At 71.4% G+C, this 19,589-nt stretch carries 14 protein-coding genes; 10 read left to right on the top strand and 4 right to left on the bottom strand.

The genetic code is table 11. The features are described 5' to 3' along the window. A partial coding sequence (locus G4D87_RS14105) for a tetratricopeptide repeat protein (RefSeq protein WP_205507576.1) occupies positions 1–257 on the bottom strand: 257 nt, incomplete at its 3' end. Here G4D87_RS14105 and rsfS point away from each other — a divergent pair. The 5 genes from rsfS (at position 256) to G4D87_RS38885 (ending at position 5,017) form a co-directional block, all read left to right on the top strand. Continuing rightward, positions 256–813 (top strand): ribosome silencing factor, encoded by a 558-nt coding sequence (gene rsfS, locus G4D87_RS38880; RefSeq protein ID WP_205507577.1) that lies wholly within the window; start codon positions 256–258, stop codon positions 811–813. The two genes, G4D87_RS14105 and rsfS, sit on opposite strands and share 2 nt — an antisense overlap. A gap of 1 nt (position 814) precedes the next feature. After that, positions 815–1,279 (top strand): 23S rRNA (pseudouridine(1915)-N(3))-methyltransferase RlmH, encoded by a 465-nt coding sequence (locus G4D87_RS14115; protein WP_163782586.1) that lies wholly within the window; start codon positions 815–817, stop codon positions 1,277–1,279. Between the two features lie 63 nt (positions 1,280–1,342). Next, positions 1,343–2,500, top strand: a complete 1,158-nt coding sequence (locus G4D87_RS14120) for an RNA ligase RtcB family protein (RefSeq protein WP_163782587.1) — start codon at positions 1,343–1,345, stop codon at positions 2,498–2,500. A gap of 254 nt (positions 2,501–2,754) precedes the next feature. After that, positions 2,755–4,296, top strand: a complete 1,542-nt coding sequence (gene gpmI / locus G4D87_RS14125) for a 2,3-bisphosphoglycerate-independent phosphoglycerate mutase (RefSeq protein WP_163782588.1) — start codon at positions 2,755–2,757, stop codon at positions 4,294–4,296. Between the two features lie 19 nt (positions 4,297–4,315). Then, positions 4,316–5,017 carry a double zinc ribbon domain-containing protein gene (locus tag G4D87_RS38885; RefSeq protein WP_176409597.1) on the top strand — a complete coding sequence of 234 codons (702 nt, stop codon included), beginning with the start codon at positions 4,316–4,318 and terminating at the stop codon, positions 5,015–5,017. Positions 5,018–5,035: 18 nt separating this feature from the next. Here G4D87_RS38885 and G4D87_RS14140 read toward each other — a convergent pair whose 3' ends face one another. Then, positions 5,036–5,830, bottom strand: coding sequence for a Uma2 family endonuclease (locus tag G4D87_RS14140; RefSeq protein WP_163782589.1), 795 nt, complete (start codon positions 5,828–5,830; stop codon positions 5,036–5,038). Between the two features lie 269 nt (positions 5,831–6,099). Here G4D87_RS14140 and G4D87_RS14145 point away from each other — a divergent pair, with 269 nt between their 5' ends. The 3 genes from G4D87_RS14145 to G4D87_RS14155 all read left to right on the top strand — a co-directional run bounded on the left by G4D87_RS14145 (position 6,100) and on the right by G4D87_RS14155 (position 13,434). Next, positions 6,100–8,805, top strand: a complete 2,706-nt coding sequence (locus tag G4D87_RS14145; RefSeq protein WP_163782590.1) for a M1 family metallopeptidase — start codon at positions 6,100–6,102, stop codon at positions 8,803–8,805. Positions 8,806–8,878: 73 nt separating this feature from the next. Further along, complete coding sequence (locus tag G4D87_RS14150) at positions 8,879–9,634, top strand: arylamine N-acetyltransferase family protein (RefSeq protein WP_163782591.1); 756 nt, start codon at positions 8,879–8,881, stop codon at positions 9,632–9,634. A 140-nt stretch (positions 9,635–9,774) separates the two neighbouring features. Next, complete coding sequence (locus G4D87_RS14155; protein ID WP_163782592.1) at positions 9,775–13,434, top strand: DUF3857 domain-containing protein; 3,660 nt, start codon at positions 9,775–9,777, stop codon at positions 13,432–13,434. A 29-nt stretch (positions 13,435–13,463) separates the two neighbouring features. Here the strand turns inward: G4D87_RS14155 and G4D87_RS14160 are convergent, their stop codons facing one another. Together G4D87_RS14160 and G4D87_RS14165 are read right to left on the bottom strand one after the other, a co-directional pair. Further along, entirely contained in the window at positions 13,464–15,632 is a 2,169-nt protein-coding gene (locus G4D87_RS14160; RefSeq protein ID WP_163782593.1) for a bifunctional alpha,alpha-trehalose-phosphate synthase (UDP-forming)/trehalose-phosphatase, read from the bottom strand. A 14-nt stretch (positions 15,633–15,646) separates the two neighbouring features. Continuing rightward, on the bottom strand, positions 15,647–16,798 hold the full coding sequence (locus tag G4D87_RS14165) for a hypothetical protein (protein ID WP_163782594.1): 1,152 nt from the start codon (positions 16,796–16,798) through the stop codon (positions 15,647–15,649). Between the two features lie 80 nt (positions 16,799–16,878). On the opposite strand from G4D87_RS14165, the gene G4D87_RS14170 reads away from it, so the two are divergent. Both G4D87_RS14170 and G4D87_RS14175 read left to right on the top strand, forming a co-directional pair. After that, positions 16,879–18,141 (top strand): sensor histidine kinase, encoded by a 1,263-nt coding sequence (locus tag G4D87_RS14170; RefSeq protein WP_163782595.1) that lies wholly within the window; start codon positions 16,879–16,881, stop codon positions 18,139–18,141. Further along, a complete protein-coding gene (locus tag G4D87_RS14175) occupies positions 18,138–19,493 on the top strand; it encodes a sigma-54-dependent transcriptional regulator (protein WP_163782596.1) in 1,356 nt (451 codons plus the stop codon). Before G4D87_RS14170 ends, G4D87_RS14175 begins: the two co-directional genes overlap by 4 nt. Positions 19,494–19,589: the final 96 nt, after the last annotated feature.

Here is a 19,589-nt window from a genome sequence, read left to right on the forward strand (position 1 = left end):
GCCCAGGCGTCCCCCAGGGCCACCATGGCGGCCGCATAGGTGGGGTCCAACCGGACGGCGGACTCCAGGGCGTGGGCGGCCTCCGGGTACTGCCGCCGCTCCAGGTACAGCTTCCCGAGGGAGAAATGGCTCATGGGGGAGTCCGGGAAGTCCGCCACCATCTTCTTGAACTGTTCCAGCCGGGCGTCGCTCATGGACACCAGCAGATAGAGGACCGCTTCCGTGTTGCCAAGGGTGCGGTAGGGTGCGCCGCACATGGCCACGAAGAAGAAGACGACCGCGAAAAAGACCACCACCCGGGCCCCGGCGGCCCGGAAGAAGACGGTATCGGGCAGGACGCCCGCGAAGAAGAAGGCCCCCGCAGCCAAGAAGTCGGCGCCGAAGGCCCCCGCCAAGGCGCCCGCGAAGAAGAAGAAGGCGAAGCTCCCAGTTGCCCCGTCCCAGAAGGCGGGCCCCGCGGAGAACCCCGCCGCCAAGGCGCTGGCGCACCGCATCGGCAACCTGCTGGTGGACAAGAAGGCGGACGACGTCGTCATCCTCGACGTGCGCGGGATGACGTCCTACGCGGACTACTTCGTCATCGCCTCCGCGGAGACGGACCGCCAGGTGAGCGCCATGGCGGAGAACGTCCAGGTGCAGCTCAAGACGGGCGAAGGCAACCTGCGTCCCATCGGCACCGAGGGCTTCGAGACGGGCCAGTGGGTGCTGCTCGACTACGGCGAGGTGGTGGCGCACCTGTTCCTCACGGACCTGCGCGCGCACTACGACCTGGAGGGCCTCTGGGCCGACGCGGCGCGGGAGAAGCTGGCCTGAGGTGAAGGTCCGGCTCCTCTCCATCGGCAAGGACCGCTCGGGCCTGTATGAGCCCGCGGTCCAGGAGTACGCCCGGCGCCTGGGTCACTACACCCGCTTCGAGCTGGTGGAGCTGGCGGAGGCCAGCGGCAAGCGGCTCAAGCCCGGCGACGCGAAGGCCGCCGAGGCCGAGGCGATTCTCTCCAAGCGCAAGCCGCAGGACTGGCTGGTGGCCCTGGACGAGCGCGGCGCGCTGCTCGACTCCGTCGAGCTGAGCCGCTACGTCGGCAAGGCCCAGACGGGCGCCAAGGATTTGCTGTTTGTCATTGGCGGGGACGAAGGGCTCGACACGCGCGTGCGGGACGCGGCGAACCTCACGCTGTCCCTGTCGAAGATGACGCTGCCTCACCGGCTGGCGCGCGTGGTGCTCATCGAGCAGCTCTACCGCGCGTTCACCATCCTCAAGGGAGAGCCGTACCACAAGTAGGCGGCCGGGCACGCGCCCCGGCGCCACCGTCAGGCGTGGCGCGCGGGTGCCGTCAACCCGGGCATGCGCACTGACGCCTCCGCTGAAACGCCCCCTACTTCCGCGCCTCAGGCGCCCGTGCGTGTCATTGCCTCCGCCCAGTCCTGGGTGGAAGGCGAGGCGGTGCGGCAACTCGAAGCCATGGCCCGCCTGCCAGGGATGAAGCTGGCGGTGGGCCTCCCGGACCTGCATCCCGGCAAGGGGGCTCCGGTGGGCGCGGCCTTCACCTCCGAAGGCTTCCTCTATCCCTATCTGGTCGGCAGTGACATCGGCTGTGGCATGGGCCTGTGGAACGTGGACCTGCTGGCACGCAAAGCCAGGCCTGAGCGGTGGGCCGGCAAGCTGGACCTGGAAGGCCCGTGGACGGGCGACGCGGAGGGCTTCCTCCAGGAGCACGGCGTGAAGTCCTCGGGCTTCGAGGCCGCGCTGGGCACGGTGGGCGGCGGCAACCACTTCGCGGAGCTGCAACGCGTGGACGCGGTCCATGACGCGAAGGCCTTCACCGCCCTGGGCTTGTCCGCGGACCGCTTGCTGCTGCTGGTGCACTCCGGCTCGCGCGGCCTCGGCGAGGCGATTCTCCGGGCCCATGTGGACCGGCACGCGGCGGGCGGGCTCGTGGAGGACTCGCCCGAGGCGCGGCTCTACCTCACCCGGCACGACCACGCGGTGGCCTGGGGCCGGGCCAATCGCGCACTGGTGGCGCGGCGCATGCTGGATGGCATTGGCGCCCTGGGACAGCGGGTCCTGGACGTGTGCCACAACAGCGTCACCCCTCGGCGTGACACGGGCCGGACGCAGTGGCTGCACCGCAAGGGCGCGGCGCCGTCCGACGAAGGGCCGGTGGTGATTCCCGGCAGCCGGGGCGCGCTCAGCTACCTGGTGGTTCCCACCGGGGAGGGCCACACCAACGCGCACAGCCTGGCGCATGGCGCGGGCCGCAAGTGGACGCGCTCCTCCGCCCGGGAGCGCATGCGCGAGCGCTTCACCGCGGAGTCCCTCACCCGCACCGCCTTCAAGAGCCACGTGGTGTGTGAGAACAAGGACCTCCTCTTCGAGGAGGCGCCGCCCGCGTACAAGCCCATCGACCGCGTGGTGACGGACCTGGTGGAGGCGGGACTGGTCCGCGTGGTGGCCACGCTGGCCCCCGTCCTCACGTACAAGACGCGCGCCCGGCCGGAGTGACGCGGTCCGCTGACGGACGGAGCCCGGCGCGGAGCGGAACCTGACGCAAGGCGTTGCGCGCTCGCCGGGGTTCTCGGCATGCTCCGCGTGAGGCTTCCGCATCGGCACCGGCATCGGACGCCTGGGAAGCGAGCAACCGGCCCGCTGGGCGAGGCACCTCGTGGACCCAACTGGGCGCGCTGCCCGCGCTCCAGCAAGGCGCGCCCGCTTTTTGTCCTCTCCCGTCTGGCGCCTGCGTGGTTAGGGTTCGGAGCATGACGCCCGCGCACAAGGTCCTGCTCTGCATCCTGGATGGTTGGGGTATCCGCCAGGAGCGTGACAACAACGCCATCGTCCTGGCCGGCACGCCGCACCTGGACAAGCTGGCGAGCCCCTACCCCTTCACCGAGTTGCAGACGGCGGGGCTGGCCGTGGGCCTGCCCGAGGGGCAGATGGGCAACTCCGAGGTGGGCCACACCAACATCGGCGCGGGGCGAATCGTCTACCAGGACCTGGTGCGCATCAATCGCGCCGAGGAGTCCGGTGAACTGGCGCAGAACCCCGTGCTCCGCGCGGCGCTGGACGGCGTGAAGGCGGACGGCAAGGCCCTGCACCTGCTGGGGCTGGTGTCGCCCGGCGGCGTCCACTCGTCCATGGACCATCTGTTCGCGCTGCTCAAGGCCGCGAAGGAGCGCAACGTGGCCCATGTCTACGTGCACGCCTTCCTGGACGGGCGTGACACACCGCCGCAGAGCGCGCTGGGCTACGTGGAGGAGCTGGAGCGCTTCCTCCATGAGACGCACACCGGCCGCATCGCCACCGTGAGCGGGCGCTTCTACGCCATGGACCGCGACAAGCGCTGGGACCGGGTGCACCAGGCCTACGAGGCGCTGGTGCTCGGCCGCGGGCCCAAGGCGCCGGATGCGTTGAGCGCCATCCGCGCGTCCTACGCGGAGAAGGTCACCGACGAGTTCGTGAAGCCCACGGTGCTGGCCGGTGGTGACGGCGCGCCGGTGGGCCGCATCCAGGACGGCGACGCGGTGCTCTTCTTCAACTTCCGCGCGGACCGGGCGCGGGAGCTGACGCAGGCCCTGGCGTTTCCGGAGTTCAAGGAGTTCGACCGGGGCGGGCTGCGGCTGGGCCGCTACGTGTGCATGACCCAGTACGATGAGACGTTCAAGCTGCCGGCGCTCTTCGAGCCGGACCAGCCGCAGGACATCTTCCCGGAGCTGCTGGCGCGTCAGGGCCTGCGCCAGTTCCGCACGGCGGAGACGGAGAAGTACGCGCACGTCACCTTCTTCTTCAACGGCGGCCGAGAGGTCGTCTACGCGGGCGAGGACCGGCACCTGGTGCCCAGCCCTCGCGACGTGAAGACGTATGACTTGAAGCCGGAGATGTCCGCCTACGAAGTCACGGCCGAGCTGGTGAAGCGGCTCGACTCCGGGAAGTACGACTTCGCGCTGGTGAACTTCGCCAACCCGGACATGGTGGGCCACAGCGGCCGGCTGGACGCGGCGATGAAGGCGGTGAAGGCGGTGGATGAATGCCTGGGCGCGCTGGGCAAGGCGTGCGAGCGCAACGGCTGGGTGCTGGCCATCTCCGCCGACCACGGCAACTGCGAGCAGATGGTGGACCTGGAGACGGGCGAGCCCCACACTGCGCACACGCTCAACCCGGTACCCTTCCACCTCATCCACCCGGACTTCCGAGGGCAGAAGCTGCGCCCGGGCATCCTCGCGGACATCGCGCCCACCCTGTGCAAGGTGATGGGACTGCCGCAGTCCAAGGAGATGAACCGTCAGGGCCTGCTGCCGTGACGCGCGCGGGGCACGTCCCGTGCTGAAGGCCCTGCTGGACGTGCTCTATCCCCCTTCGTGCCTCGCGTGCACGAAGGTGCTGCCGAGCCCCGAGGGCTTCTTCTGCGAGACGTGCGACACCGCGGTGGAGCGGCTTCCGCCCGCGTGCTGCCGCACCTGCGCGGAGCCCGGCGCATTCCCCGGCGACACGTGTCCCCGATGCCGTGCCGCCCCGCCGCCCTTCACTCGCGCCTGGGCGCCCTTCGCGCACGAAGGGCCCGTGGCGCGCGCCATCCACCGGTTCAAGTACGAGGACCACCCCAACCTCGCGGGCCCGCTGGGGGAGCTGCTGGCGGGCGAGGCGCACAGCTTCCTCGGCCGCGCACCCGAGCTGGTGGTGGCCCTGCCGCTGCACAAGCGCCGCTATCACGCACGCAAGTACGACCAGGCCCAGTTGCTGGCGGGCGCACTGGCGAAGGCCACGGAGCGCAAGGCACCGGTGGGATTGCTGACGCGGCACCGTGAGACACAGCGGCAGGTGGGGTTGAGCGAGGCGGAGCGGGCGAACAACGTCGCGGGGGCGTTCGCCGCGTCATCCCGTGTCTCGGGGCAGCGCGTGCTGCTGGTGGACGATGTGTTCACCACCGGCGCCACCGCCCGGGCGGCGGCCTCGGCCCTGCTCGAAGCGGGCGCCGTCCAGGTGGAGATGCTGACGCTGGCGCGGGCCTTCAGCCTGGAGTGAGCGGACGGCGCCCGAGGGCTACTTCTGCGAGGCCCGGACGCGCTCCAGCTCGGCTTGGAGTTCCGCCACGCGCCGCTCCGCGTCTTCTCGGCGCCGGAGTTCATCTTCTCGCAGGTGGGCCTCCTCCTCCGCGCGCTGTTCGAGCCACGTGATGCGCTCGCGCATCCGGACGATGAGCTCGTCGGACTCCATCAAGAGCGCGTTGCCAGCCCAGAACCGGAGCCGGTCTCCCACCAACTCCAACTCCAGGCCCAGCACCTGCGAAACAAAGCGTCCCTGCTTGGGCTCCATCCGCGTGTAGACGCCCGCGCCGGGTGAGGCCAGCGTGTAGGCCTCCAGCCGCTCCCGGGACCGGTCGTAGATGAAGTACTCGGGGATGCCGAGCCGGGCATAGCGCCGCACGTTGAACTCGGCGTCCTTCTTCCGGTCGCCCCCGACGTGGACCTCCATCACCCAGTCCAGCCCGCGCCCCTCATGGGTGACGAGCCACTTCTCCCGCGGGTGGGCGCCCGCCTCGAAGACAACCAGCAGGTCTGGCGCGAAGCGCCGCTCGTCCGGGTAGTACACCGGTAACTCCGAGCCGACGTAGGCATTGCGCCGCTGGTGGCCGAAATAGCCCCGGAGCACATCCAACGCTCGAAACTTCGCCCACTGGTGCCGGTCCCCTTCAGGCGGCGCCATCTCCGCATACGTCACCTGCGCTGGCAGCGACTCCACCACCCGCGCCCGCTCCTCCGGATTCATCCTGTCCCACGCATCCTGCGAGGGCGCCCGGGGGAAGGCAGCCCCTCCATCGTCAGTAGGCCGTCCCATGATGTCTTCATCGTGTGGCGGCACTCCTTCCCGGTCAATCCGTCCCCATGGCCTGGCGTCAGCAAGTGGCGAACCAACGAACGCCTCCGACGTGCGCGGCCTGCATCACCCCACGGCTCCGTTCACGTTCCGGAACACGGCATCCCATGACGCGGACGCTCGACGCACATGGCCCCACTCTCCGCCTCTCCGGAAAGAGCCGCGTTCATCAGCGAATGGCCACACAGAAGGACTCTGGCCCCGGGTCGGACTGGCGTTAGCGTCAACCCATGCGCTCGCTCCTTCCACTCGTCCTCGCGGTCGCCGTCCTCCGCTGCGCCCACGCGCCCGAGACGCCCCCCGCCGCTCCCGTGGCCACAACCCCTGAATGGCCCGAACCTCAGCCTCCCGCGCTGCGGCTGCCCGACTCGGTCCGCCCCACGCGCTATGCGCTCGACCTGAAGCTGCTGCCCGCCGAGCCCACCTTCTCCGGCAGCGTCAGCATCGACGTGGACGTGAGCGAGCCGGTGCGCCAGGTCTGGCTGCACGGGCAGGACCTGGAAGTCTCGCAGGCCCGCGTCGAAGCGGGAGGCCGCACCCTGGAGGCCCGCCCTGTCACCGCCAGCGAAGGGCGGCTCGGGCTGCTGCTCCCCGAAGCGCTCGCGCCAGGCAAGGCGCGCATCCACCTCACCTTCACCGGCAAGGTCGACCGCGAGCGCAGCCAGGGCCTCTACGCCGTGGAAGAAGGCGGCGAGCCCTACCTCTACACCTTCTTCGAGCCCGTCGACGCGCGCCGCGCCTTCCCCTGCTTCGACGAGCCAGGCTTCAAGGTGCCGTGGACGCTGCGCATCACCGCCAAGAAGGACCACGTCGCGCTCGCCAACCACCCCATCGTCTCCCGCGAGCCGCTGCCGGGCGGCCTCGCGCGCGTCACGTTCGCCGAGAGCAAGCCAATGCCCAGCTACCTCGTCGCGTTCGTGGTGGGCCCCTTCGATATCGTGGACGCGGGCACCGCGGGCCGCAACGCCGCGCCGCTGCGCTTCATCGTGCCTCGCGGCCGTGGGGCGGAGACGGCCTACGCGGCCAGCGTCACGCCGCGCATCGTCACGCTGATTGAAGACTTCTTCGACATGCCGTACCCGTACGAGAAGCTCGATGTCGCGGTGGTGCCGCGCTACTGGGGCACCATGGAGCACCCGGGCCTCGTGGCGCTCGGGCAGCCCCTGACGCTCATCCGCCCCGGCGAGGAGACGCTCGCGCGCCGCAAGTGGTACGTGAACATCGCCAACCACGAACTGGGGCACTACTGGTTCGGCAACATCGTCACCTGCCAGTGGTGGGACGACATCTGGCTCAACGAGTCGCTCACCTCGTGGCTGGACCGCAAGACGGTGGACCCGTTCGACCCGAGCTGGGGCTTCGGCCTGGAGCAGAGCACCCAGTCCACCAGCTTCGCGTTGGAGACGGACACGCTCGCCGCCACGCTGCCGGTGCGCAAGCCCGCCAACACGCATGACGAGGTGCTGGGCGCGTTCGACAACGGCACCACGTACGCCAAGGGCTCGGCCATCATCGACATGTTCGAGGCGTGGCTCGGTGAGGAGCGCATGCGCGACCTGCTGCGCGGCCACATCCAGAAGCACGCATGGGGCGTGACCACGTCGGAGGACTTCGCCGCCACGCTGTCGGATGCGGCGGGGCCGGACGTCGCGCGCGCCTTCCGCAGCTTCATCGACCAGCCGGGCGCGCCGCGCATCGCCGCCGAGCTGCAATGCCAGCCGGGCGCGCCCGCGAAGCTGAAGTTCACCCAGGAGCGCTACGTCCCCGCGGGCTCCACCGCCAGCAAGGACCAGACGTGGACCATCCCGGTGTGCGTGCGCGCTGGCTCCGGCAAGACGTCCGAGCGCACCTGCACGCTGCTCACCGGGACCACGAGCGAGCTGGCGCTGCCCGGCGAGAGCTGCCCGTCCTGGGTGCTGCTCAACGCGGGTGGCACCGGCTACTACCGCTCCGGCTACACGCCCGAGCAGCTCACCCGCGTGCTGGCCGCGCCCGAGGAGGCGCTGACGGTGCGCGAGCGCCTGACCCTGCTGTCCGACATGGAGGCCGGGGTGCGCCGGGGTGACCTGCCCCTGGGTGATGTCCTGAGCTACGTCCCCACCACGGCCAAGGCTGAACACCGCCTCATCCGGCAGCGCGGCGCCTGGCTCCTGAACTTCGTGCACGAGGAGCGGCTGTCCGACGATGAGCGCGCGCGCTATCGAAAGTGGGTCGCCGCGATGTACGGCCCGCAGGCCCGTTCGCTGGGCTGGGAGCCCAAGCCCAGTGACGACGACGCGGTGAAGTCGCTGCGCCCCCACCTCCTGGCACTGGCGGCGCTGGGCGGCGAGGACCCGGCCCTGGTCCGGGAAGCGAACCGGCTGGTGAAGGCGTGGCTGGCGGACCGGAAGTCCGTCCATCCGGAGGCCGTTCCCCTCGCGCTGAGGGTCGCGGCTCGGAGCGGCGACAAGGCCCTCTTCGACACGCTGCTCGCTCGCGCCCGCGCCACCGAGGACCGGACCGAGCGCAGCCGTTTCTTCACCACCCTGGGCGCCTTCCGGGACCCTGCGCTCGCGCGCGAGGCGCTCGCGCTGGTGGCCGGCAGCGAGTTCGACGTGCGCGACACCCGGCCCATCCTCGCGGGGGCCATCACGACGCCGCGGACGCGGGCGCTCGCCTGGACGTTCTACCAGGAGCACTTCGACGCGCTCGCCAGCCGGATGCGCTCGGACGAAGTCGCCGGCCTCATTGGACTGGTGGGCACGCTGTGCGACGAGCAGAGCGCCGCTGAAGCGGAGACCTTCCTCACGCCCCGCGCGGCGAAGCTGGAGAACGCGCCCCACGCGCTCACCGAGGCCCTGGAGTCCATCCGCCTCTGCGCCGCCTCCAGCACGCTGAACGAGCAGAGCGTCAGGGACTTCCTGAAGAAGCCCCCCACGCTGTCGGGCGCGCGCTGAGGGCTTCAACGGCGGGCGAGGTGTCCCCATGGCGCATCGCCTCGCCGGCCCGGAGTGCGTTAGACATGCACGCATGTTCGACGTCGCGCGCTACCTGGAGCGAATCGGCGTGGGGTCGGCGCAGTCCCTCGCGGGGCTGCACCGGGCCCACCTGGAGGCCGTGCCCTTCGAGAACCTGGACATCCACCTGAAGCGGCCCATCCGGCTCGACACGGACGCCTTCTTCGAGAAGGTCGTCGTCCAGCGGCGCGGCGGCTTCTGCTACGAGCTCAACGGCCTCTTCGCCCGGCTGCTGACGGCGCTGGGCCACCGGGTGACGCTGCTGTCCGCGGGCGTCGCCACGTCACCGGACGGCAGCGCCTACGGCCCCGACTTCGACCACCTGGCCCTCCAGGTGGATGACGGCCAGGGACGCTGGTTGGCGGATGTCGGCTTCGGTGAGTGCTTCACCGAGCCACTGCGCCTGGACACCCACGACGTCCAGGTGCGCGCCGGCCGCGCCTACCGGCTCTCCCCGGCGGATGACGACCTCATCCTCTGGAGTGAGAAGCCCTCCGGCTGGGAGGCGGAGTACCGCCTCTCCCTCGTGCCCCGCCAGCTCGCGGACTTCGAGGGCATGTGCCGCTACCACCAGACCTCCCCGGACTCCATCTTCACCCAGCGGCGCCTGTGCACCCGGGCAACGCCGGAGGGGCGAGTCACCGCCAAGGAGGGCACGCTCGTCCTGACCCGGAACGGGGCCCGGACGGAGCAGCCGCTCGCCGACGAAGACGCCCTGCGGCGCGCGCTCGTCGAACACTTCGGCGTCATCCTCCCGGCTTCGACGTAAGGCGCACCTGTCCCCACCCCATCCCCCATCGTAGGATGGCGATGCAGGGGAAGCCCTCGCAGGGTTCGCCTGTTCATCCGCGTCGACGCCCCTGCCCGGGGCTGGCGCCCCTCACCGTAGCCGCCCACCCAGGAGAACGGATGTCCCGCTTCACATTGCTGGCCGCAGTTTTCGTGCTCACCTGCCCGCTGTGGGCGCAGGCGAAGCCGGCCGCGGATGAGACCGCTCGCGTCCATGCGGCCGAGGCGATGAAGCAGGCCTCCTCCCCCCGAGGCGCCGCCAGCCTGCTGAAGATGCACGCGCTGGTGGACGAGGTGGAGGACCTCACACCCCTGCTGAGCACCTACGCCTACGTGGCCTCCCGCCGCAACTCCGACGCGAACACCCGCGCCACCGCGCAGATGCTCCTGCTGGACACCGAGCGCGCCCGGGGCCGGCTGGTGCGCGCCAACGAGGTGAAGCAGTGGCTGGGCTACGTGGGCGACTACTACGTCACCGGCGGCTTCGAGAACGAAGGCAAGGCCGGCTGTGACACCGACTTCGGCCCAGAGGCCGCCAACCTGGACCTGTCCGCCACCTACCCCGCGGCCAAGGGCGGCAACACCACCTGGCGCAAGCTGACGGCGAACACCGCGGATGGCTACATCGACCTGGCCACCGCCATCCGCCCCAACCGCGAGGCCGTGGCCTACGCCGTCACCTGGCTGGAGGCGCCCCAGGAGTCGCGCGTGTCGCTGGGCGTGGGCACGTCCGGCGCGTTCCGCCTGTGGGTGAACGGGCAGCTCGCCGCGAAGGAGGACCGCTACAACCTGCCGCGCCCGGACCAGTCCCGCGTGTCCGTGAAGCTGCGCAAGGGCCTCAACCGCGTGCTCGTGAAGGTGTGCCAGGAGTCCGGCCCGCTGGGCTTCTACCTGCGCCAGGAGTCGTCCACCGTGCGCGCCACGCTGCCGGCGAAGGCGCCCGCCCTGGAGCGCGGCGCCGCGCCGCAGCCCCAGCCGCTGCCCACCCTCACCTCCGCCCTGCGGGCCCTGGTGGAGAAGAACCCGGATGACGCCGCGCTGCGCGGCGACTACGCCCGGGTGCTGAGCTTCTTCCGCGCCTACGACGAGCGCGAGCACACCGCCAGCGCCGAGGCCGCGCGCGCCGCCGAGGAGGCCCCCAAGGACGCCGGCCTCCAGCTGCTCGCCGCCCAGACGCAGCGGGATGACCTGAACGAGCGCCGCCGCTTCCTGGAAGCCGCCATCGCCGCCGACCCCGCCATGCCGGAGGCGCGCGTGGCCCTGGCCGACCACGAGCTGGACCGCGGCCACCCCGAGCGCGTGCAGCCGCTGGTGGCGCCCGTGCTGGAGAGGACGCCGGATGACGTCAACGCGCGGCTGGTGCTGGCGCGCGCGCATGAGGCCCTGGGCGAGCGCCCCAAGGCCCACGCCCTGAGGGAGGAGACGTTCCGCCTGCAGCCCCGCGTGCCTCGCGCGGTGCGCGCCGCGGCGCAGGTGTCCCGGCAGCTCGACCGCGGCCGCGAGGCCATGGACCGGATGCGCGTGGTGCTGGCGCTGCGCTTCGACGACACCACCATGCGCCACATGCTCGCCACGATGCTGGCGGAGGCCGGACAGGTGGAGTCCGCCCAGCGCGAGTACGCGCAGCTGGTGAAGCTCAACCCGTTCGACAATGGCTCGCGCGTGCGGCTGGCGGAGCTGAAGGCCAGCAACGGCGCGGTGGAGGAGGCCGTCGCCCTCTTCGCCGAGGCCCGCGCGCTGTCCCCGGACGAGCCGGAGGTCTACGAGCGGGAGGGCCGCGCCCTGCTGGCCGCGGGCCGCCGCGAGCCCGCGCTGGCCTCGTTCGAGCGCTCCCTGGTGCTGCGCCCGCAGAACCCGGGCCTGAAGGAGGCCCTGCGCACCCTCAAGGGGGAGAGCACCGGCACCGGCATGCAGTACCTGGTGGACGCCCAGCCGCTGGCCAAGGAGGCGGAGGCCTACGTCCACGAGGACGCCCTCTACCTGGTGGACAACACCTACGTGCGCGTCCAGCAGAGCGGCCTGTCCAGCCGCCTGCGCCAGACGGTGGTCAAGGTCTTCAACGCGCGCGGCGTGGACGCGTTCCGCACCGTCCCCGTCACCTATTCGCCGGACCGCCAGGAGGTGCGCGTGCTGCGCGCCCGCGTCATCAAGGCGGATGGCTCCGTGGTGGAGAGCTACGGTGAGAACGAGCGCAACATCAACGAGCCGTGGACGGGCATGTACTACGACGCCCGCGCCAAGATTCTCTCCTTCCCGTCGCTGGCGGCGGGCGACACGCTGGAGCTGACGTACCGCCTGGACGACACCGCGCAGGACAACCTCCTGTCGGACTACTGGGGTGACGTGGAGAGCGTGCAGGGCGTCTACCCGAAGGTGCGCTTCCAGTACCTGGTGGACATGCCGAAGGAGCGGCCCCTGTACTGGAACAAGAGCAAGCTGACCGGCGTGGCGAGCGCGCAGGAGCCGCTGGACGCCGGCCGCGTGCTGTACCGCTGGAGCTCCAAGCACGTCGCCAAGGTGGTGCCGGAGCCCGGCATGCCCGGCTGGGCGGAGGTGGCGCAGAACCTCCACGTCTCCACCTACCAGACGTGGGACCAGGTGGGCCGCTACTGGTGGGGCCTGGTGAGAGACCAGCTCCAGCCCAACGCGGAGCTGCGCCAGACGGTGGAGCAGGTGCTCCAGGGCGTGGACCGCAAGAATGAGCTGGCGGTGGTGCGCGCCATCTACAACTTCGTGGTGACGAACACGCGCTACGTGGCGCTGGAGTTCGGCATCCACGGCTTCAAGCCCTACCGCGTGGACCGGGTGCTGGCGCGCCGCTTCGGCGACTGCAAGGACAAGGCGAGCCTCATCCACTCCATGCTGCAGGTGGCGGGCGTGGAGAGCCGGCTGGTGCTGCTGCGCATGCGCAACCTGGGCGCCATTGGCGAGGAGCCCGCGAGCCTGGCGGCCTTCAACCACGCCATCGCCTACGTGCCCAAGTTCGACCTGTACCTGGACGGCACCGCGGAGTTCCACGGCGCCAACGAGCTGCCCAGCGCGGACCGGGTGGCCAACGTGCTGGTGGTGGAGCCCAACGGCAAGAGCACCTTCCTCACCACGCCGGAGGCGAAGGCGGCGGACAACGCCACGCGCATGTCGCTGGACGTGACGCTCCGCGCGGACGGCGGCGCCGAAATCACCGGCGCCAGCTCCGTGGGCGGGCAGCACGCGCCCGACTACCGCCGCGCCTACCGGCCGGAGGCCACGCGCAAGTCCACCTTCGAGCGCGCCTGGGCGCAGAGCTTCCCCGGCCTCACGGTGCACGAGGTGAAGCTGAGCGACACCACGCGGCTGGACGACAACGTGGCGCTGGACTTCAAGATGAGCATCCCGCGCTACTCGGAGGTGCTGCCTGGCGGCATGCGCTTCTTGCCCTTCGGCACCGGGCGCACCTACCAGCAGGCCTATGCGTCGCTGGCCCAGCGCCGCTTTGATTTGGTGATGTCCAGCCCGTGGACCAACGGCTTCCTCCTGCGCTACACGCTGCCCGCCGGCTGGACGGTGGCGGAGCTGCCCCAGGCGGTGGAGGAGACGACGAAGTTCGGCCACCTCAAGCTGAGCTACCGCCTGGAGGGCGGCAAGCTGGTGGCCGAGGGCGAGGTGGCCCTCACCACCGCGCGCGTGTCCGCGGACGACTACCCCGCGTTCCGTGAGTTCCTCGGCCGCGTGGACCGCGCCTTCGGCCGCCGGGTGTTCATCCAGAACGCGGCCAACCGCACCGCGTCCTCGACGCCGTAGCGAACCCTGGCGGCGGGCTCCTGGAGCGGCTACGGCTCCAGCAGCCCCGCCAGCAGCCCGCGGACCTCGGGGGGGCCCTTCACCCGGAACGCCGCGCGCGTGGGCTTGTTGCCCGCGTGGATGGTGAGCCCGCCGGGCGGGATGGACGCGAAGAGGTCCTCGTCCGTGCGGTCATCGCCAATGGCCACCACGAGGGCGCCGGGCGCCGCGCCCTTCGTGGCCTCGCCCACCACGCGGCCCTTGTGCACGCCCTGGGGACGAATCTCCACCACCTTGTCCCCGGGGAGGATGTCCATGGACTGCCCGGCGAACTTCTCCGCCAGGTACAGCCGCAGCTCGCGGGACTGGATGGCGCCGAACTCCGCGTCCACCAGGCGGTAGTGCCACGCCAGCGACGCCGTCTTCTCCTCCACGAAGGAGCCCGGCACGCGCGCGGAGAAGGTCTCCAGTTCGGGCCGCACACGCTCCTTCCAGTCGAACGTCACGCCCTCCAGCATCCGCCACGTCTCACCTGGCGCCGGGCGGGACCACAGGCCGTGCTCGGCATACAGGCCCATGGACAGGTCGCCCAGCCACTCCTCCAGCGTCTCCTTGGGCCGGCCGCTGACGATGCTCACCGAGACTCCGGGCTGGGCCACCAGCTTCGCCAGCAGCGCCTTCAGCGCCGCGTCCGGCGCGGCCAGCTCCGGCCGGGGCGCGTAGCCCACCAGCGTCCCGTCGTAGTCCAGGAGCAGCTGCAGCCGCTCCGCCTGCTTCATCCGCGCCAGCGCCTCGGGCGCGCCCGCCTCCGCGCGCACGGCCACCGCGGGCAGCGACTGGAGCCGGTCCAGGAAGGACGACGTCCACCAGTGCACGTCCCGCGACTTCACCTGCTTTCGCAGCGTGTGCATGCGCGTGCGGCGCTCCTCCTCCGCCATCCCCAGCGCCTTCTCGATGGCGTCCGCCATGGCGTCCACGTCGTAGGGGTTGACGATGAGCGCGCCCCCCAGCTCCGCCGCGGCGCCCGCGAACTCGCTGAGCACCAGCACGCCGTCGTCGTCCGGACGCGCCGCGCAGAACTCCTTCGCCACCAGGTTCATCCCGTCCCGCACCGGCGTGACGAGCATCACGTCCGCGCCCCGGTACAGGCCCACGAGCTGCCGCTCGTTGAACGAGCGGTAGAGGTAGTGCACCGGCACGTTGTGCACCGTGCCGTACAGCCCGTTGATGCGCCCCACCAGCTCGTTCACCAGCTCGCGGTAGTTGGCGTACGCCTCCACCTGGGTCCGGCTGGGCACCGCGACCTGGATGAAGCGCAGGCGGCCACGCCACGCGGGCGTGCGCTCCAGCACGCGCTGCACCGCCAGGAGGCGCCGCGGAATGCCCTTGGTGTAGTCCAGCCGGTCAATGCCCAGCAGGATGCGCTGGCCTTCGGAGGACCGGCGCAGGTTCACCACCTCCTCCAGCATGCCGGGCTCGCTCGCGATGGACTCGAAGGCCTGCGCGTCGATGCCCATGGGGAAGGCCCCCACGCGCACTTCGCGCCCCTCCCAGATGACGCGGTCGATGTCCGTGTCCAGCCCGAGGTGCCGCAGCAGCGCTCCGGAGAAGTGCCGCACGTAGTTCACCGTGTGGAAGCCGATGAGGTCCGCGCCCAGCAGCCCCTTCAGCAGCTCGCGCCGGCGCGGCAGCGTGCTGAAGATTTCCGACGACGGGAAGGGGATGTGGTGGAAGTAGCCGATGCGCGCGCCGGGCAGCCGCTGGCGCAGCATCCCGGGCACCAGCATGAGCTGGTAATCATGGACCCAGATGGTGTCCCCGGGCTCGTAGTGCTTCGCCACCAGGTCCGCGAAGCGCTCGTTGACCTTGCGGTACACCTCCCAATCGCGGTCCTGGCGCGGGATGCGCTCCAGCATGTAGTGGCACAGCGGCCACAGGACGCGGTTGGAGTAGCCTTCGTAGTAGCGGCTCACCTCGCTGGCGGACAGCGTCAGCGGCACGCAGCGCTGCTCCGCGAGTTGGGCGTCCACGCGGGCGCGCTGGTTTTCCGTCAGGCGGGAGACATCCCCGGGCCAGCCAATCCACAGCCCTCCCGAGCGTTCGTGGGGACGGCGAAGGCCAGTGGCCAGGCCCCCCGCGCTGCGGACCACGGAGACAGTGTCCTTCTCCACCTTGACGGTGACAGGAAGCCGGTTCGAGACGAGTAGGAGTCGGGACATAGGCCCCTCCTGCATTAGTCACTCTGGACCGGAATGACCATGGTCGAATCGGGCTTCATGCCAGATGGTGGACCCTCGTGTCGGGTGGCCATCGGTGCCCAGCCCAGGCGGGACAGCAACGCGGGCTGCCGGCCCGGCTTCCACACGAAGGCATCCAGCACATAGTGCGTGGCCTGCGGCAGCGCGAGCAGCGGCACCACGAGCGACAGCACGTCCGGCGGCAGCGTCACGGGGCTCTCGCCGAAGAGCGCGCCGTGCTCACGCCACACGGCCTGGTCCCACAGGAACTCCTCCACCAGGGCCAACGCCACCAGGAACAGCAGGAAGCCCGGCAGCCCCGCGCGCAGCAGCGCCGCCCCCGCGCCGTAGCCACCTTCCTCCAGGCGTCCCCGCGCATAGCGGAAGAGCAGCGCGAAGTACGGCACGCCGTGCAGCACCACGTTCATCACGGTGAAGGTGAAGTCGTCCCGCGCGATGACGATGCCGCCGAACCACGCCACCCACGTCGCCACCACCAGCAGCACCTTGCCCGCCTGCACGCCCTCGCCGCGCACCACGCGCGCGACCTGGAAGCCGGCCCACGCGACGAGCACCCCCGCGTGGAGCCCCAGCCCCACGGTGCCCGCCCAGGACGGCAGGCCGGACAGGAAGTCCCCCGGCACGAACCACCAGAAGTCGCGCGGCAGGTTCGCATGCCACCAGACGACAGGGCCCAGCGTGGCGGCATAGACGGCGGCGGCATCCAGGCGCCGCTCCAGCGGGGAGACGCGCGCCTTGCGTCCGTACAGCGCCACCCAGCCGTACTGCTGCCGCACGAAGTGGCTGAGCGCGACATAGGCGAACAGCGTCCAGAACGCGCCCGGCGACACCAGGTACGCGAGCACGCCCGCCACGTAGGCGGCCAGCGGCGCGCCCAGGTAGAGCCCGGGACGGGCCCGCAGCTCGTCCGGGTCCAGGTAGGTGCGAAACAGCGTGGACCAGACATGAGCCACGTCCACGCAGACGACGAAGAGCAGCCAGGCCCACAGCGGCGTGCCGCCCGCCACGCCGAGCCAGGGCGCCGCGAGCACGAAAGCCACGGAGACGAGCGCGCTGCCAGCGAAGACGGACAGGTCCACTCCCGGACTGAACAGCCAGCCCTGGGAGGGCGCGAGGAGACGAGGCATCGGAGCCGTGCAGCCTACCAGAGTCTCCGCGCCAGGGACTCGGCAGCGGGCCCGCTTCCGGATGCGGTATGAACCGTCCCATGCACGCCGCAGCGCCCACAGAGGCCCGTACGCACGGTGACAGGGTGGGCCTTGGACATGCCGCGGACCTTCCGCTGCCACCGCCGCGCTTCCGGCGACGGCTGCTGGCGGTGATGCTGCTCGCGGGCTGGGTGCCGCTGGTGCTGCTCGGCGTGCTGGCGCAGGCCGCGCTGGAGCGGGTGCTGTCGGTGTCCATCGCCCCGGTGGAGGGCGTGCTGGAGGAGGTCGCCTCGGAGCTGACGCGGCGGGAGCTGCCGCAGGACTCGCTCAACGAAGCGCGGCTCAACCTCGCGCAGGCGGAGCTGGCGCGACGCGCCCTGGTGCGCCGCGTGCCCGCCTTCATCACCGCGCTGGTGCTCGTGTCGGGCGCGGCGCTGACGGTGGCCTCGGTGCTGCTCGGGCGGGCCCTCACGCGTCCGGTGCGCACGCTCACGGAGGGCATGTGGGCCTATGCGCGCGGCGACCTCTCCGTGCGGCTCGCCGCCCCCGAGCCTCCGCGTGACGAGCTGCAGTTCCTCCTGGGCCAGTTCAACCGCATGGGCCAGGAGCTGCTGTCGCAGCGCGAGCGCCTCAAGTCCGCGGAGCAGATTGCCGCCTGGCAGGACGTGGCCCGCGCGCTCGCCCACGAGCTGAAGAACCCCCTCACCGCAATGAAGTTGTCGCTCGCGCGTCTGAACCGGACGGATGCGTCCACGCCCCACGACACCACCCGCATCACCGAGGCCGTGGCCCTCCTCCAGGAGGAGGTGGACCTGCTGATGCGGATGACCCAGAGCTTCTCCACCTTCGCGCGCCTGCCCGCGCCGCGCTTCCAGGACGTGCCCCTGCGCCCGCTGCTGGCCGAGGTGTGCACCCTGTACGCGGGCACGTCCCCCGTGCCCGTGGCGCTGCTGCCGGGTCCCGAGGCCACGCTGCGCGCGGACCCGGACGGCCTGCGCCGCCTCTTCGGCAACCTGGTGAAGAACGCCACCGAGGCCTCCTCCGCCCACACCGCGCCGGTCCACGTCACGCTGGAGTCGCCTCGGCCGGGCACCGTGCGCGTCACCGTGGCGGATGGGGGCAGCGGCGTCCCCACCGTCCTCGAAGGCCCCGCCCTCACGCGCGGCCTCTTCAGCACCAAGCCCGGGGGCAGCGGCCTGGGCCTGCCCATCTCCCAGAAAATCGTCCACGAGCACGGCGGCAGCCTGCGCCTGGAGCCCGCGCCTGGAGGCGGTACGCTCGCGCGCGTGGAGCTGCCCCTCACCCCGCCTCCGTCCCCATGAAGCCCGGCCCTCGCATCCTCATCGTCGATGACGACCCTGGCGTCCTCAGGGCCCTGCGCGGGCTGCTGAGCGACGAGGGCTTCACGCCCGTGGAGGCCTGCTCCGCCGCGGAAGCCTCCCGGTTGCTCGACGCGCCCGAAGGCCCCCCGGCGATGATGCTGCTCGACCTGCGCATGCCGGGCGAGACGGGCCTGGAGCTGCTCGCGCGGCTGCCTCGGCCCTTCCCCGCGCCCGTGGTGGTGCTGTCCGGCGAGGCGTCTCCCGCCGAGGCCGTGCAGGCGCTGCGGCTGGGCGCGACGGACTTCGTGGAGAAGCCGCCCTCCCCCGAGCGGCTGCTCACCGCCGTGCGCAACGCGCTGGCGCTGGGCTCGCTCCAGGAAGAGCGCGAGCGCCTGCTGGACGCGCTGGCCCGCCCCGGCCACCTGGTGGGGGACAGCCCCGGCATGGCGTCCCTGCGCCAGCTCATCGCGCGCGTGGGCCCCAGCGACACCGCCATCCTCATCACCGGCGAGACGGGCACCGGCAAGGAGCGCGTCGCGCGGGCGCTGCACCTCGCGTCGGGACGCAAGGGCCGGCTCGTCGCCGTCAACTGCGCGGCCATTCCCTCCACCCTGCTGGAGAGCGAGCTGTTCGGCCACGAGAAGGGCGCCTTCACCGGCGCGCTGTCGCGGCGCGCGGGCCGCATCGAACAGGCGCACGGCGGCACGCTGTTCCTCGACGAGCTGGGCGACATGCCCCTGGAGCTCCAGGCCAAGCTGCTGCGCGTCCTGGAGACGAAGGAAGTGGAGCGGCTGGGCGGCAGCCTGCCCGTGCCGGTGGACGCGCGCGTCGTCGCGGCCACGCACCAGGACCTCGCCCGCGCGGTGAAGGAGGGCCGCTTCCGGCAGGACCTCTACTTCCGCCTCAACGTGATGCCGCTCCAGGTGCCCCCCCTGCGCGAGCGGCCGGAGGACCTGCTCCCCCTGGCGCGCGCCTTCGCGGCGGAGTTCGCCGGGCCGCAGGTGCCACTTGTGCTCGCGCCCGGCGCGGAGACCTCGCTGCGCGCCTATGCGTGGCCGGGCAACGTGCGCGAGCTGCGCAACCTCATCGAGCGCCTCAACCTGCTCCGGGGCGAGGGTCCGCTCACACTCGGTCCGGAGCTCGTCGCCGCGCCGCCGCAAGCCGCCGCCGCGGCCAGCCGCCCCTCCCTGGGACAGAAGAGCTACCGCGAGCACGTGGAGGACTTCGAGCGCGAGCTCATCCGCGCGGCGCTCCAGGAAGGCGAAAGCATCGCCGGGGCCGCGCGGCTGCTGCAGGTCGACCGGGGCAACCTCTACCGACGCATCAAGGCGCTCGGACTCCCTGTCACCTGAAGTCACGCCGCGGGTGCGAAGCAACCCCGGGAATTCCCGCGCGATAATGGAGGCCGGGCCCCCGCCCGCCCCCACCGGGAGTGCTGTCTCCATGTC

Origin of the sequence: Myxococcus vastator, assembly GCF_010894475.1 — a bacterium.
In the GTDB taxonomy this organism is placed as follows: domain Bacteria; phylum Myxococcota; class Myxococcia; order Myxococcales; family Myxococcaceae; genus Myxococcus; species Myxococcus vastator.

Coding starts and splice junctions, on each gene's coding strand:
- rsfS (WP_205507577.1), top strand. CDS start 256: ATGGCCACGAAGAAGAAGACGACCGCGAAAAAGACCACCACCCGGGCC.
- G4D87_RS14120 (WP_163782587.1), top strand. CDS start 1,343: ATGCGCACTGACGCCTCCGCTGAAACGCCCCCTACTTCCGCGCCTCAG.
- gpmI (WP_163782588.1), top strand. CDS start 2,755: ATGACGCCCGCGCACAAGGTCCTGCTCTGCATCCTGGATGGTTGGGGT.
- G4D87_RS14140 (WP_163782589.1), bottom strand. CDS start 5,830: ATGGGACGGCCTACTGACGATGGAGGGGCTGCCTTCCCCCGGGCGCCC.
- G4D87_RS14145 (WP_163782590.1), top strand. CDS start 6,100: ATGCGCTCGCTCCTTCCACTCGTCCTCGCGGTCGCCGTCCTCCGCTGC.
- G4D87_RS14150 (WP_163782591.1), top strand. CDS start 8,879: ATGTTCGACGTCGCGCGCTACCTGGAGCGAATCGGCGTGGGGTCGGCG.
- G4D87_RS14155 (WP_163782592.1), top strand. CDS start 9,775: ATGTCCCGCTTCACATTGCTGGCCGCAGTTTTCGTGCTCACCTGCCCG.
- G4D87_RS14160 (WP_163782593.1), bottom strand. CDS start 15,632: ATGTCCCGACTCCTACTCGTCTCGAACCGGCTTCCTGTCACCGTCAAG.
- G4D87_RS14165 (WP_163782594.1), bottom strand. CDS start 16,798: ATGCCTCGTCTCCTCGCGCCCTCCCAGGGCTGGCTGTTCAGTCCGGGA.
- G4D87_RS14170 (WP_163782595.1), top strand. CDS start 16,879: ATGCACGCCGCAGCGCCCACAGAGGCCCGTACGCACGGTGACAGGGTG.
- G4D87_RS14175 (WP_163782596.1), top strand. CDS start 18,138: ATGAAGCCCGGCCCTCGCATCCTCATCGTCGATGACGACCCTGGCGTC.